We start from the raw sequence: 13,707 nt of genomic DNA on the forward strand, positions 1-13,707 counted from the left end.
TTTAGGGTCTCGGGGCAACGATCATGTAATTGACCGAGGTGTCGTTGCTGATTTTCCACGCCCCGGTCAGCGGCGTGTAGGAAACGCCTGCCGGTGGCTGTGGTTCCAGACCGGCCGCAGCCAATGCATCGCGCACCTCCTCCGGTGGCAGGAATTTCGACCAGTCGTGCGTGCCGCGCGGCAGCCAGCCGAGGATGTATTCAGCGCCGACCACGGCCGTGGCCAGTGCCTTGGCAGTCTTGTTAAGGGTTGCGACGATCATCAGCCCGCCGGGCTTCACGAGACTGGCGGTGTCCTTCAGGAACTGGACCGGGTCTGCGACATGTTCGACCACTTCGAGGTTCAGCACGATGTCGAAAGGGGGCTCTCCGGCATCGATCAGGCCCTCGGCCGTGCCGGCCCGGTAATCGATGGAGAGGCCTTCTTCCTGAGCATGGGTCAGAGCGGTTTTGATGTTCGCTTCCGACGCATCGACGCCGGTGACCGCCGCGCCGAGGCGCGCCATGGGTTCGCAGACGAGGCCGCCGCCGCAGCCAATGTCCAGTAATCTCAATCCTTCCAAGGGTTTAACCTTGCCTGGCTCGATCCCGAAATGGCGCTCGGCGGTCTCGCGGATGAAGCGGAGGCGGACGGGGTTAAACCGGTGCAGAGGGCGAAATTTGCCCTTTGGGTCCCACCATTCTGCAGCGATGGAGGAAAATTTTTCCACCTCGGCCGGGTCGATGCTCGGGGTCGAGGGTGCCCCTAGGGAGCCTTCAATTGTTTTCACCATGGTCTATCAAACCTGTTTGATCCGGCTGAGAACAGCCCCTATGAGGGCGCTTATAGGGGCATACCCGTTTCTACAGGATATAGGGCGAAATGGCGCGCACGGTACTCAAGTTTGGCGGAACCTCAGTCGGAGACCTCGATCGCATTGCGAACGTGGCTGACATTGTGGCCGCCCGCGCAAAGCAGGGTGAGCATATGGCCGTGGTCGTTTCGGCCATGGCAGGGGAGACCAACAAGCTGGTCGCCCTGGCCGAAGGTGCGGCAGGCAGCGAGCTCAAGCGGGAGCAGTATGACGATGAATATGACGTCGTCGTCGCCTCGGGCGAGCAGGTCACCGCCGGCCTCCTGGCGCTGGCGCTGCGCAAGCGCGGCCTGAAGGCGCGCTCCTGGCTCGGCTGGCAGCTGAAGCTGAAAACCAACAAGAGCCACGGCAAGGCCCGCATCATGGGCTTTGACGATTCCCGCCTGCCGGATTCCATCGATGCCGGCGAGATCGCCGTGATCGCCGGTTTCCAGGGCGTCACCGAGGATGAGCGTGTGGCCACGCTCGGCCGGGGCGGGTCCGATACGAGCGCCGTGGCGGTTGCCGCCGCGCTGAATGCCCAGGTCTGCGACATCTATACCGATGTCGACGGCGTCTACACGACCGACCCGCGCATCGTGCCGAAAGCACGGCGGATCGAAAAAATCTCGTTCGAGGAAATGCTCGAAATGGCTTCGCTGGGCGCCAAGGTCCTCCAGACCCGCTCGGTCGAAATGGCCATGAACCATAACGTGCCGGTGCGCGTGCTCTCCAGCTTCCTGAAGCCCGGAGAGCCCAATCCCGGAACCCTAGTCTGTGCAGAGGAAGAAATCGTGGAAAAGCAGGTTGTCAGCGGCGTCGCCTATTCCCGTGATGAGGCGAAGATCACCCTTTTCGGAATGCCGGACAAGCCGGGCGTTTCGGCAAAACTCTTCGCTGTGCTCGCGCAGGCCGGCATCAATGTCGACATGATCGTGCAGGCCAATGCCCGCGGTCCGGATCGGGCCAACATGGTGTTCACCTGCACCGATCGCGACAGCCCGTTCGCCAAAGAGACGCTGGAAAAGATGAAAGACGAGATTGGCTTCGACTCGATGGAAGTCACGCGCGACGTCTCCAAGGTCTCGATCATCGGCGTCGGCATGAAGAGCCATACGGGCGTTGCCGAGACCATGTTCCGCGCACTTTCGGAGAAGAACATCAACATCGATGTCATCGCGACGTCGGAAATCAAGATTTCGGTGCTCATCGCAGCGCCCTATACGGAACTCGCCGTTCGGGCCCTGCATACTGCCTTCGGCCTTGACGCCGAGTAAGACCGCCTGCGACAAGCAGGTCTAGATGGCCTACAATCTACCTGCCACGCGTCTGCTGATGAACCGCCTCCGCCAGATGATGGCAGAGGACGGGGAAACACGTTCGCGGCTCGACAATGTGGTCCGGCTGATCGCGTCCACCATGGTCGCCGATGTGTGCTCGATCTACCTGCGCGATCGCGGCGGTCAACTTATCCTTATCGCCACCGAAGGCCTGAAGCCGGAAGCCGTCGGCAATACGCGCCTGTCCTCCAATGAAGGTCTCGTCGGCCTCGTCTCCCGGCGGGCCGAGCCGATGGCGATCCAGGATGCGCCCCGCCATCCGTCATTCTCCTACCGCCCGGAAACGGGGGAGGACCCGTTCCACGCTTTCCTGGGTGTGCCCATTCTGCGGGGCGGACGGGTGATCGGCGTTCTCACCGCCCAGAACCGGACCGAGCGGGTCTATGGCGACGAAGAAATCGACACGCTGCAGACCATCGCAATGGTGCTGGCCGAGATTGTCGACCGCATCGATCCCGAACATCTGGACAATGGCAACGGGCATGAGCGGACAAGAAACCTCGCCTCGCTGCGCGGGCGGGTGTTCTGCGAAGGCCTCGGCTATGGCCGCGCCGTGTTGCATGACCCGGTCGTGCCGGCAGCGAAATTCTTTGCCGGCGATCAGGAACTCGAAGCGGAACGTCTGACCCGCGCGCTGCTGGACCTCAAGAAATCGATCGACCGGATGATGGCCATCGACGGCGCCGTGCTGGGCGACGATCCGCGCGATGTGATGGAGACCTACCGCTTGCTGGCGCACGACCCGTCCTGGGCAGAAAAGCTGCAGGAAGGTGTCCGCTCGGGCCTCTCCGCCGAGGCCTCCATCGACCGGGCCCGCCGCGAACACCGCGCCCGGCTGCAGAGTGCACGCGACCCGTATCTGCGTGAACGGCTTCACGATCTCGAAGACCTCGACAACCGGCTGCTGCGCATTCTTGGCGGCGATGAAGGCCGCCCGGAGATCAGCGAGGAGCGCAGCGTGCTCGTCGCGCGCCGACTCGGTCCGGCGGAATTGCTGGAATATGCCAATGCCGGCCTGCGGGGGATCCTCATGGAGGAGGCCGCGGCTTCTTCGCACGCCGCCATCGTGGCGCGCGCGCTCGGCATTCCGACACTGGGCGGCATCGAAGGACTGACGACCCGGATCGATCAGGGCGACTGGCTGATCGTCGATGCAGAACAGGGCGTGCTTCATGTCCGCCCCGACGATGCGCTCTACGATGCCTACAAGGACCGGGTGGCCCTGCGCTCCGAACGCCAGGCCGCCTATGCCGCGCTGCGTGACAAGCCCGCCCGCACGAAAGACGGCACGCATGTCAGCCTGATGCTGAATGCGGGTCTGGAGCTGGACCTCGACACGCTGGACCAGACCGGCGCCGACGGGGTGGGCCTGTTCCGCACCGAATTCCAGTTCCTCGTGTCCGAGACGCTGCCGCGGCTGGACGACCAGGTGCAGCTCTACCGCCGCGTGCTGGACAAGGCGCCGGGCAAGAAAGTGATTTTCCGCACGCTGGACCTGGGCGGCGACAAGGTCCTGCCGGCGCTGAACCTGCAGCGCGAAGAGAACCCCGCGCTCGGCTGGCGGTCCATCCGGTTTGCGCTGGATCATCGCGGCCTGTTCCGGCGCCAGCTGCGGGCGCTGATCCGTGCAGCAGGCGAGTCGCCGCTGACGGTCATGTTCCCGATGGTGACCGTGCCGGAGGAGTTTTTCGCGGCCAAAGACCTGTTGATGAAAGAGGTCGACTGGACGGAGGAGGCGACCGGCAAGCGCCCGGCGCGGATCGAGGTTGGCGTCATGCTCGAAACCCCGGCGCTGGCCTTCAGCCTGAAGGAGCTGGCAGGGGAGGCGGAGTTCCTGTCCGTCGGCACGAACGACCTGATGCAGTTCTTCTATGCCGCCGACAGGATGACCCCCTCTGTTTCGGATCGGTACGACCTCGTCTCACCGAGTGCCCTGCGGTTCCTGAAAATGGTTTCCGAGGCATGCGAAACTTACGGAATCCGGATGTCGGCGTGCGGGGAATCGACCGGATCGACTCTCTCTGCGCTCTGTTTCGTTGCGCTCGGGTTTACCAATCTTTCCATGTCGGCCGGATCCATCGGTCCTGTGAAACGTATGATCAGAAGCCTTGATCTTGCTGCGTTCCGGGCCGATTTCTATGCAGCGCTGGATAAGCCGAACGATGCGTTCCGTAACCAGTTGTTAGCTCTTGCGGCTGAACATGGCGTCGAACTGGCGGAAGGTTGATAGATTGGCTCCGTGAGTTAACCTCACTCATGGACCATTTCTTGCGCGGTGGTGTGGTGAAGCACGACCATCAGGGCGGTACTGGACGAACATGGCACACGACGACTCCCTTCAAGAACAGCCTGGTCCCGAAGCCGGGGCCGAAGGCAAGACTCTGACTGAAAGCGAACGTTTCCTGCAGGCCAGGGAGGTCTTCGAAACCCGCTCCTTCGAGGGGGAAGACCTGCGCATGGGCCAGGTCCTGCGCCGCGTGCGCGAGATCAAAGGCCTGGAATTGCAGGACGTGTCCAAGGCGACGCTCCTGCGTAAAGACTACCTGATGTGGATTGAGCGGATGGAAGTCGGCGAGCTGCCCAAGGGCGGCTATCTGACGGCCATTCTCGGCACCTATGCGAAATTCCTCGGCCTGCCCGAGAAAGACGTCATCGCAATTTATACCAAGGAATGCGGCGCCGTTCAGGAAGTGAAAGAAGCTGCGCCTGTCCCGAAAATGGGGCAGATCGCCGCCGAACGCGCCCGCTGGCCGCTGGCGCTCGCCTCGGCCGTTGCCCTCGTCACGCTGGCGGCGGGTGCGATCGGCGTGTCGCAATTTATGCGCCCTGCGCCGGAAGTGACCGAGTCCGCTGCCATCGTGGCCGTGAACGGCGCGCGTGACAGCCTGTTCTCTGAAACCGACTCCCAGCGCCCTGTGCCGGATTCGCTGCCGCTCGAACTGGTTGCTGTGCGCCAGGGCTGGCTGGAAGTGCGTGGCGCCGACGGCACCATCTTCCGCAGCCGCGTGATGGCCGAGGGCGAAACCTATTTCCCGCGCCTCAATGCCGGCTGGACCGTGTCTGCCCGCGATGGCGGCGCGTTCGAATGGCGCGTGGGTGACATCGTGGTCAGCCCGCTGGGCCCGGACGGCGCGGAAGTGTTTTCCGTCAGCGTCGACGAGCAACTGGCCCGCGCTGCGGAAGTCTCCGCCCCGGCCATGGCGGCCAATGGCGGCAGCAAGGCGACCCGCTGAGGCAGTTGAAGTTTCCGTAAACGCATTGCCGGATCGGCGCGAACGCGCCATCTAGGGGCCATAAGGCACCAGAGGCACATGACATGAGCCACAATCCGATCCGTCCATGGCGCGACATCACGCGCCGCAAGTCCCGGCAGATCCGTGTCGGCAATGTTCTGGTCGGCGGCGATGCCCCCATCGCCGTGCAGACCATGACCAACACGCCGACCGAAGACGCGGCCGCGACCATCGCGCAGATCCAGCGCGCGGCTGAGGCCGGCGCTGACATTGTGCGCGTCTCCTGCCCGACGGAAGAGTCGACGGCGGCGATGAAGGCGATCTGCAAGGCGAGCCCCGTGCCGATCGTTGCGGACATCCATTTCCACTACAAGCGCGGCATCGAAGCCGCCGATGCGGGCGCCGCGTGCCTGCGGATCAATCCCGGCAATATTGGCTCGCAGGCCCGCGTGAAGGAAGTCGTGGACGCGGCCCGCGCCAATGGCTGTTCCATCCGGATCGGCGTGAATGGCGGCAGCCTTGAGCGCCACCTGCTTGAAAAATATGGCGAACCTTGCCCGGATGCGATGGTCGAGTCGGCGCTGGACCATGCCCGTATCCTCGATGATCTTGGCTTTCACGAGTACAAGATCTCGGTGAAGGCCTCCGACATGTTCCTCACCGTGGCGGCTTACCAGCAGCTGGCAGAGGCGACCGACGCACCGCTGCATCTGGGCATCACAGAGGCAGGCGGCCTGCGCACCGGCACCGTGAAATCCTCCATCGGCATGGGCTCGCTGCTCTGGGCCGGAATTGGCGACACGATCCGCGTGTCGCTGTCGGCCGATCCGGTGGAAGAGGTGAAAGTCGGCTTCGAGATGCTCAAATCCCTCGGCCTGCGGACCCGCGGCGTGAACATCGTGGCGTGTCCAAGCTGTGCGCGCCAGGGCTTCGACGTGATCAAGACGGTCGAGATTCTGGAACAGCGCCTGTCGCACATTCACGAGCCGATTTCCCTGTCGATCATCGGCTGTGTCGTGAACGGCCCGGGCGAGGCGGCGCTGACCGATCTCGGCTTTACCGGCGGCGGCAAGGAAAGCGGCAAGATGTTCGTAGCCGGACGGCCGGACCACAATGTCTCCAACGCCGACATGATCGAGCACATTGTCGAACTGGTCGAACAAAAGGCCGAACGCATGCGCGCTGAACGCGAAGAAGCCGAAGTCGCCGCGGAATAGGTGCGGCGGCGTTTGCCTCTTGTGATGCTCAAAGCGCGTCAGGCCGCTGGAATGAATTTCGCCGTATTTATGCGTGCCCGGTCCTGGTGGACCTGTTCGATCTGATCCATGTTCCGCTGCAGGAAGCCAAGCAGGGCCGTGTCCGGCGCGCCATCTCCGTTGCGCTTCTGGCGCTGGGGCGGTGAGGTATAGGCGGGCAAGGTTCCGTTCCGGGAAAGGTGGAACAGGATACGGAGGATAACGCTGTCCCTGTCAGCCAGTATATCCTCATAGACAAGACGAAGCGGCGAACGCTTCTGCAGCGCGTACCATTTGTCGATCTGCTGCTCGTTCTGGATGATGTGGTGGATCATGGACCACACGTCGCGGTCGGTGACTTCGGGCGGCGGACCTTCTACATTGTGCCAGTTGCCGCTCTTGCTTGCGCGGGCGAAGGAAAAGGCCTGCGCCACGAAATCCCGGCGGCGCAAATCGATCATCGCAAAGCCGGCGAAACTCTTCCGGAAGTCTACCAGGTCTTCGAGGTGGAACAGCCGCGCAGGATTGATCTGGAAACCGAAAACCGGGTGCAGGGCAGCGGTCTTGCGGACATAATCCTCAAGGCCTTTGGCTTCCCGCTTCCGGTAAAGGGCGGGCAGCCCCTGCGTGTTGAAATATTCGCCCGGTGCGCCGACGAGGCGCAGGTCTTCCAGCATGCGGCCAAGCCAGGTGGACCCGCAGCGGCCGGCGATCACGATCATGTAGTTCCGCAGATCCGGATGAGCGGGAAAGACGGAGGACAGGTCGAGGGGGCGGCGGCCGAAACGCTCCCCCTCGGCCTCGAAAAATGTACGGTACGGGTTCACTATACTGGGTCGCTTCACAGGGTTCTGGCAGAGATTCGCGACCTTACGGGCTGGGCGCTGACAGGCAACTCCCTCCAACAATGATCACTGCTGTACGAGGACGGCCATTCGCTCCGCTGGCTTCGACCCTTTCGGTTTCAGGCCGAAGAGGGGGCGCAGAAAGCCGACGCGGCGGATGACCAGTTCGTGCAGCAGCGCGCAGCCGCCGAACGTGGCGAGAATGACCAGCGGTGCCTCGACCCAGACGCTGAGGCCCTGCCGGGTCAGCCAGAAGCCGGCCATGACCGTGATCGTCTGGTGCAGGATGTACCAGGGGAAGATCGCCTCGGTCATGTAGGTGAGCGCACGGCTGGGGCGGTTGAGATAGCGCTGGGCGAGGCCGAGCATGGTCACAATGGCAAGCCAGGCATAGAAGATCCGCGCGATACGTGCCGGCCAGACCAGCCAGTTCCAGTCGGGGTTTTCCGCCATGGCGTCCCAGTTCGCCCAGAGCGGGGTGAGGACAGCGCCAAGCACCAGCACGCCTGTGAGGGCGAAAGGCAGGGCCCGGCGGGTCGCGCTCCAGAAATTCCTGTCCTTGGCCAGCAGGAAGCCCATCAGAAGAATGGTCAGGCTGTGGGCGTGGTTGGCCCAGTCATTCGTCAGGGCATGGGTGGTCTCGAAATAGGGGTCGAGCGTGAAGCGATAAAGGATAAACGGCGTCACCGGCAGGGTGAGCGCGACAAGCGGGCCCCAACGGCCGGCGAACAGGACCCGGGTGATGCGGGCTCCGCTGCCGGTCATGAACCGGGACAGGAGGCCGGCCACCGGGGCCAGTATCAGCGTGTAGACCAGCAGGTAGACGACGTACCAGAGATGGTTCCAGGTCGGCGTCGTGATGGAATAGTCCGATCCGAAATCGAGATAGTGCGGCCAGAACTGCCAGAAGCTGCCGCTGAACTCGCCATTCTCAACCAGCTGCAGCCAGCTTTGCGGGGCGACGATCACCGCCATGCCGAACAGGATGGGCAGGCCGAGGCGGACGGCGCGCTCCCGCGCCAGTGTCGAGGCGCCCAGCTTGTCCGCTGCAAAGCGCAGTGCGACGCCGGAGATGAAGAAGAGGAGGGCGAGCCGCCACGGGTTCAGCAGCATCATGGCCCATTCGGCGCCGGTGCCGACATGCACGCTTTTCACATGCCAGCCCCACGTCACGTAGAACATGCCCGTGTGGTAGAAGATGAGCAGGCCAAAAGCGATGATGCGCAGCCAGTCGAGATCGTAACGGCGGGGAAAGGCAGGCGCCGGGGACGGTTCGGTCATGGGGGAAACTCCTTGTCTCATGGCGCCAGACTGGGCCTGGCCCGGCGATGCGTCATGCGACAAGGGGTATCCGGTGGACTGGCGGGCCGAATGGCGCCGTCCCGGGACGAAAGGCGGCGATCAGGGACGAAATTCTGCCCTTTGCCTTCCTGCCCTCAGGGCGTTTGTGGCAGGAGTGACTGGATGAACGCGCCGACTCGCCATCCCGAGACCGAAGCCGACCGCCAGGCAGACCGCTGGGCGATGATTGGCTTTGTCATTTTCATGCTGGCCTCTCTGGTCATTCAGGCGACCTCGATCCAGCTGGAGGACCGGCAAGCCCGGCTGGAGCCCTGGCTGCGGGAGGGGGCATCGCATCTCGCCCTTCTGTGCCTTGTTCCGTTCTTTCCGATTGTTCTGGACATCGCGCCCCTGTCCCTGCGCCGCTGGCGCTGGTCGGTTCCGGTGCATATCGTGGCCTGCCTCGGCTTTATCGTGCTGCACGTGCTGGGCTTTGTCCTGCTGCGGAAGCTGACCTATCCGGTCTTCCTCGGGCACAATTATCATTTCGGCCTCTCCGACCCGCTCAACTGGATCTATGAGGGACGCAAGGATGCCTATGGCTATGGCATCACGATGCTGACCTTCGCACTGGCCCGAATGGCGATGCAGAACCGGCTGGAATCCCGGGCCATGGATGAAGTGGCAACGCGCGAGCGACGCCTGATGCTGAAATCCGGCGGGCGGACCATCATGCTGAATGCCGGGGACGTCATCCATGCGAAGGCGGCCGGAAATTATGTCGAGGTCAGCACGGCCGGGAAGACGCATCTGGTCCGCATGACGCTGACGGAGCTGGAACGTCTTCTGGAGGAGGCGGGTGGTCACCATGTGCGCGTCCACAGGTCCCATATAGTCAATCTTGATCATGCCATGGTCATCACACCGACAGGGGAAGGGGACGCCATGATCGAGCTCGATACCGGCGAAACCGTGCCAGGCTCGCGCCGCTACCGGGAGCGCTATGCGCAAATCGCATAAGCACTATTTCGTGTGGGGGCTGGCCCGGTCACGGAATGCCGCTAAGGTCGCCGGTGGTGAGGCAGTTCATACATAAAGGTAGTCTATGATCCGCCCCATATTCTGGTTCCTCGCCCGTTTGCCGCTGCTTGTGCTGATCCTCGTCTTGGCGCTCGTCATGTCGAGCTGCACCATGCTCGGCATGAACTATGCGAGCCTCGAAACCGATAATAAACCCGCCCCGAAGCCGGCCCTGAATGTCCCCGCCATCACAACTGAAGGCAGCCCGGAACGCGAGGCGCTGAAGCAGCGTTTCGAGGACGTCCTCTACGGGCCGTGGCCTGCTGGCATGCCGGTCAGTTTCGGTGACTGGCAGATGATCGACCCGGAATATCTGGACGGCCGCGGCACGCTGGAAGAAGTCGAAATCACGATCGGCAGCGGCGAGGGCGCGCGGTCATTCGTGATGGTCACGGCTTTCCCGAAGGAGACCGGTCCGGTGCCTGTCGTGATCAGCCAGACCTTCGCGGACACGTGCTCGGTCTTCCCGGATGAGCCTGTCACCAATGCCGAAGGTCAGGTCTGCGATGGCGGCATGATGGAAGGCTTCCCCGGCTGGGCCGCGACGCAGATCTTCGGCACCTATATCGCGCTGGCGCCGGTGGAGCGCTATTTCGATGCCGGGCTCGCCTATGCGAGCTTCTATGCCTCCGACTTCATCCCCGACCGGAAGAAGGAAGCGCCTGAGGCGATGGCTGCGCTGGGCGGGCCGGTGAATCCGACCTCCGCCCTGATGGCCTGGGCCTACAGTTTCTCCGCCGCAGTGGATGTGCTGGATGCTGATCCGCGCATCGATCCGAGGGCCGTCGGCGTGATGGGACATTCCCGGCATGGCAAGTCGGCATTGATCGCCGCCGTCTGGGACCGGCGGATCGCCGCCGTCGTCGCGCACCAGTCCGGCTTTGCCGGGGCCTCTCTGTCCCGCTCTCATACCGGCGAACGGCTGGACCGGATGGCCAAGGCCTATCCGCACTGGCTGGCGCCAGAAGCACAGGACTGGATCGACCGCCTGGACGAGATTCCGGTGGACCAGCATGAATTGCTGGCTCTGGTCGCCCCGACGCCGGTCCTGCTGGGCAATGGCCGCCGGGATGTGTGGTCTGATCCGAATTCCTCTTTCCGCGCCGCCGAAGCCGCAAGCGCGGCCTATGAGGCGACCGGCCATACGGGGCTCACCGTGTCCGGCATGCGGGACTTCGATCCAGCAGCCGGCATATCCTGGTGGTTGCGGCCCGGCGGACATAGCGTCGTGTCGGAAGACATCGATGCCTTCACGGTCTTCCTGCACTCCCATCTCGTTGGGGAAGGCGCCTCACAATACGCTGTTCACTAAAGGTGATGCGGAGTAAGCTTAAGAAAAACAGTGCTTAGGGAGGGCACCCATGCCGATTAATGTTGGATTTCTTTATCCTGTTCTCGCGCTTGTCGTGTGGACGCTGGTGATGTGGCTGTGGATGTATGCGACGCGCATTCCGGCGATGCAGAAGGCGGGCATCAACCCGGATGAGGCGCGCCACCCCCACACCTATACTGACCGGATGCCGGCAAGTGTCCGCTCGGTGGCCGACAATTACAATCACCTGCACGAGCAGCCGACGATCTTCTACGCGCTGATGTTCTTCGCTGCCCTGACCGGCGGAGCGGACCATCTCGCGACCTATCTGGCCTGGGCCTATGTTGGCCTGCGGGTGCTGCACTCCTTCGTGCAGATCCTGTCTCCGAAAGTGGCGCAGCGTTTCCTGGTGTTCGCGCTGGCCTCGCTGGTCCTGTTCGTTTTGGCTGGCAAGGAAGTCGTGCGTATCCTCACGCTGGCCTAGACCGCCTGCCCAGAACCGCCTGAAGGGGCTTACCAGCTGCGCTAAACGGCTCTAGAGAAGCCGCCATGGCAAGCATTTCAAATTCCCGCCTCGAGCAGGTGATCGACCGTTTCGAAGAAGTCGAGGCACGCATGGGCGCGACCTCCGACACGGCCGAGATCATCGCGCTGTCGAAGGAGCACGCAGACCTGAAACCCGTCGTCGAGAAGGCGAGGGACCTGCTGAATTCGCGCAATGGGCTGAAAGAGGCCCAGGCGTTGGCAGCAGGCAGCGACAAGGAAATGGCCGAACTGGCCGAGATGGAAATCGAGGAGCTTAAGGAAAAGCTGCCGGGCCTGGAGCAGGAGATGCAGATCCTCCTCCTGCCGAAAGACGTCGACGATGCGGCCGACATCGTCCTTGAAATCCGCGCCGGAACCGGCGGTGACGAAGCGGCCATCTTCGCTGGTGACCTCTTCCGCATGTATTCGCGTTACGCCCAGTTGATGGGCTGGAAAGTTGATGTGGTGGATGCCTCGCCGGGCGATGCCGGCGGCTACAAGGAGATCGTCTGCAACGTCTCCGGCGACGGTGTGTTTGGCCACATGAAGTGGGAAAGCGGCGTGCATCGTGTGCAACGTGTCCCGGCGACCGAGACGCAGGGGCGCATCCATACGTCCGCCGCGACGGTCGCCGTGCTGCCCGCGCCGGAAAACATCGAGATCGACATCAAGCCGGAAGACATCCGTATCGATACAATGCGCTCTTCCGGTGCTGGCGGCCAGCACGTCAATACGACCGACTCCGCTGTGCGCATCACCCACCTCGCCACGGGTATCATGGTGACGAGTTCCGAGAAGTCGCAGCACGTGAATCGTGAAAAGGCGATGGAGCAGCTGAAGATCCGCCTCTACGAGAAGCAGCGCGCCGAAGCGGACGCCGAGCGCGCCGAAGCGCGAGCCAGCCAGATCGGATCGGGTGACCGCAGCCAGAAGGTGCGTACCTACAATTATCCGGAAAACCGTGTGACCGATCACCGGATCGGCCTGACGCTTTATTCGCTGGACCGGATCATTTCCGGTGACAAGCTGCAGGATGTGGTCGAAGCACTGATTACGGAAGACCAGGCGCGCAAGCTGGCCGCGATGGAAGAGGCGGGCTGACCGCCGTCCGGGCGAACGCATGGAGGTGTCCGGCGTGGCGACATATGAGGAATGCCTTCGCACCGGCACGCAGCAATTGCGGGATGCCGGCATCGAAGAGGCGGCGCTTGAGGCAAGGCTGATGATGATGGCCGTTTCGGGGCTTTCGCGGACCGGTCTCATCTCCGCAGGGACAGATCCGGTTCCGGAAGACATCGCAGCACGTTTCAGTGAAATGCTCCGTGAGCGGCAGACGCGGCGGCCCCTGCAGCATATCCTCGGGACGGCGGAATTTTTCGGGCTGGAATTTCTCTGCGATGAACGCGCGCTGATCCCCCGCCCGGACAGTGAGGTTGTGGCCGAGGCTGCCCTGCGCCTCATCCCGGAAGGGGCGGGGGTGATGGTTGCGGATCTTGGCACCGGAACAGGTTGCCTGCTCTCTGCCATCCTCGCGAACCGGCCCGGAACAAGCGGTGTGGGCGTCGAAGCCAGTGCGCAGGCGGCGAGCCTTGCCCGGGAGAATCTGGCGCGGCTGGGACTGGCGGCGCGCGCGGCCGTGTTCGAGGGCAGCTGGGCCGACTGGCCGGACTGGCAGGCGGCGGACCTGATTGTCTCGAACCCGCCCTATATCGCGAGCGCAGAAATCGCGGGGCTCGCGCCGGAGGTGCGGGCGCACGATCCGATGGCCGCGCTGGATGGCGGTGAAGATGGTCTGGTGGCCTATCGCGAGATCATCCGCCTCGCCGGGCAGCACATGAAACCCGGTGGCTGGCTGGTCTTTGAGATCGGCTACGACCAGAAAGACGCGGTGTCCGGACAACTCGAACTGGCAGAATTTACCGAAATCGGGTCTTCAAAAGACCTTGGCGGAAACGATCGTGCCGTATGGGGCCGGAAACCCGGAAAGTGATACTTACATTTTCGCTTGGCGGCCAAGGCATTAC

At 63.1% G+C, this 13,707-nt stretch carries 12 protein-coding genes; 9 read left to right on the forward strand and 3 right to left on the reverse strand.

The window, feature by feature from the left end; translation table 11 throughout:
- Position 1 precedes the first annotated feature (1 nt).
- The gene (ubiG, locus tag HJA_RS07310; protein ID WP_035580219.1) at positions 2-772 is read right to left on the reverse strand and encodes a bifunctional 2-polyprenyl-6-hydroxyphenol methylase/3-demethylubiquinol 3-O-methyltransferase UbiG; all 771 of its coding nucleotides are present in this window, start codon (positions 770-772) and stop codon (positions 2-4) included.
- 89 nt (positions 773-861) lie between these two features.
- Here ubiG and HJA_RS07315 point away from each other — a divergent pair, with 89 nt between their 5' ends.
- The 4 genes from HJA_RS07315 to ispG all read left to right on the forward strand — a co-directional run bounded on the left by HJA_RS07315 (position 862) and on the right by ispG (position 6,622).
- Positions 862-2,109: an aspartate kinase gene (locus HJA_RS07315; protein ID WP_035580221.1), complete on the forward strand. Its 1,248-nt coding sequence runs from the start codon at positions 862-864 to the stop codon at positions 2,107-2,109.
- Between the two features lie 25 nt (positions 2,110-2,134).
- Entirely contained in the window at positions 2,135-4,399 is a 2,265-nt protein-coding gene (gene ptsP / locus HJA_RS07320) for a phosphoenolpyruvate--protein phosphotransferase (RefSeq protein WP_035580226.1), read from the forward strand.
- 91 nt (positions 4,400-4,490) lie between these two features.
- Positions 4,491-5,405, forward strand: coding sequence for a helix-turn-helix domain-containing protein (locus HJA_RS07325; RefSeq protein ID WP_035580229.1), 915 nt, complete (start codon positions 4,491-4,493; stop codon positions 5,403-5,405).
- A gap of 83 nt (positions 5,406-5,488) precedes the next feature.
- Entirely contained in the window at positions 5,489-6,622 is a 1,134-nt protein-coding gene (gene ispG / locus HJA_RS07330) for a flavodoxin-dependent (E)-4-hydroxy-3-methylbut-2-enyl-diphosphate synthase (protein ID WP_035580232.1), read from the forward strand.
- A 38-nt stretch (positions 6,623-6,660) separates the two neighbouring features.
- Here ispG and HJA_RS07335 read toward each other — a convergent pair whose 3' ends face one another.
- Positions 6,661-7,467: a Stf0 family sulfotransferase gene (locus HJA_RS07335; protein ID WP_035580235.1), complete on the reverse strand. Its 807-nt coding sequence runs from the start codon at positions 7,465-7,467 to the stop codon at positions 6,661-6,663.
- 84 nt (positions 7,468-7,551) lie between these two features.
- On the reverse strand, positions 7,552-8,766 hold the full coding sequence (locus HJA_RS07340) for an acyltransferase family protein (protein WP_035580238.1): 1,215 nt from the start codon (positions 8,764-8,766) through the stop codon (positions 7,552-7,554).
- Between the two features lie 183 nt (positions 8,767-8,949).
- On the opposite strand from HJA_RS07340, the gene HJA_RS07345 reads away from it, so the two are divergent.
- From HJA_RS07345 to prmC, 5 genes are all read left to right on the forward strand, one after another.
- The gene (locus tag HJA_RS07345) at positions 8,950-9,786 is read left to right on the forward strand and encodes a LytTR family DNA-binding domain-containing protein (RefSeq protein WP_051597478.1); all 837 of its coding nucleotides are present in this window, start codon (positions 8,950-8,952) and stop codon (positions 9,784-9,786) included.
- 85 nt (positions 9,787-9,871) lie between these two features.
- Positions 9,872-11,158 (forward strand): alpha/beta hydrolase family protein, encoded by a 1,287-nt coding sequence (locus HJA_RS07350; protein ID WP_035580241.1) that lies wholly within the window; start codon positions 9,872-9,874, stop codon positions 11,156-11,158.
- Positions 11,159-11,207: 49 nt separating this feature from the next.
- Positions 11,208-11,642: an MAPEG family protein gene (locus HJA_RS07355; RefSeq protein WP_035580244.1), complete on the forward strand. Its 435-nt coding sequence runs from the start codon at positions 11,208-11,210 to the stop codon at positions 11,640-11,642.
- A 65-nt stretch (positions 11,643-11,707) separates the two neighbouring features.
- Positions 11,708-12,784, forward strand: coding sequence for a peptide chain release factor 1 (prfA, locus tag HJA_RS07360; RefSeq protein ID WP_035580247.1), 1,077 nt, complete (start codon positions 11,708-11,710; stop codon positions 12,782-12,784).
- Between the two features lie 34 nt (positions 12,785-12,818).
- Positions 12,819-13,673 carry a peptide chain release factor N(5)-glutamine methyltransferase gene (gene prmC / locus HJA_RS07365; protein WP_162177038.1) on the forward strand — a complete coding sequence of 285 codons (855 nt, stop codon included), beginning with the start codon at positions 12,819-12,821 and terminating at the stop codon, positions 13,671-13,673.
- Positions 13,674-13,707: the final 34 nt, after the last annotated feature.

This window comes from Hyphomonas jannaschiana VP2, assembly GCF_000685215.1.
Lineage (GTDB): Bacteria > Pseudomonadota > Alphaproteobacteria > Caulobacterales > Hyphomonadaceae > Hyphomonas > Hyphomonas jannaschiana.

Excerpts from the sequence above, each read along its gene's own strand:
- ubiG (WP_035580219.1), bottom strand. The coding sequence starts at position 772 with ATGGTGAAAACAATTGAAGGCTCCCTAGGGGCACCCTCGACCCCGAGC.
- HJA_RS07315 (WP_035580221.1), top strand. The coding sequence starts at position 862 with ATGGCGCGCACGGTACTCAAGTTTGGCGGAACCTCAGTCGGAGACCTC.
- ptsP (WP_035580226.1), top strand. The coding sequence starts at position 2,135 with ATGGCCTACAATCTACCTGCCACGCGTCTGCTGATGAACCGCCTCCGC.
- HJA_RS07325 (WP_035580229.1), top strand. The coding sequence starts at position 4,491 with ATGGCACACGACGACTCCCTTCAAGAACAGCCTGGTCCCGAAGCCGGG.
- ispG (WP_035580232.1), top strand. The coding sequence starts at position 5,489 with ATGAGCCACAATCCGATCCGTCCATGGCGCGACATCACGCGCCGCAAG.
- HJA_RS07340 (WP_035580238.1), bottom strand. The coding sequence starts at position 8,766 with ATGACCGAACCGTCCCCGGCGCCTGCCTTTCCCCGCCGTTACGATCTC.
- HJA_RS07345 (WP_051597478.1), top strand. The coding sequence starts at position 8,950 with ATGAACGCGCCGACTCGCCATCCCGAGACCGAAGCCGACCGCCAGGCA.
- HJA_RS07350 (WP_035580241.1), top strand. The coding sequence starts at position 9,872 with ATGATCCGCCCCATATTCTGGTTCCTCGCCCGTTTGCCGCTGCTTGTG.
- HJA_RS07355 (WP_035580244.1), top strand. The coding sequence starts at position 11,208 with ATGCCGATTAATGTTGGATTTCTTTATCCTGTTCTCGCGCTTGTCGTG.
- prfA (WP_035580247.1), top strand. The coding sequence starts at position 11,708 with ATGGCAAGCATTTCAAATTCCCGCCTCGAGCAGGTGATCGACCGTTTC.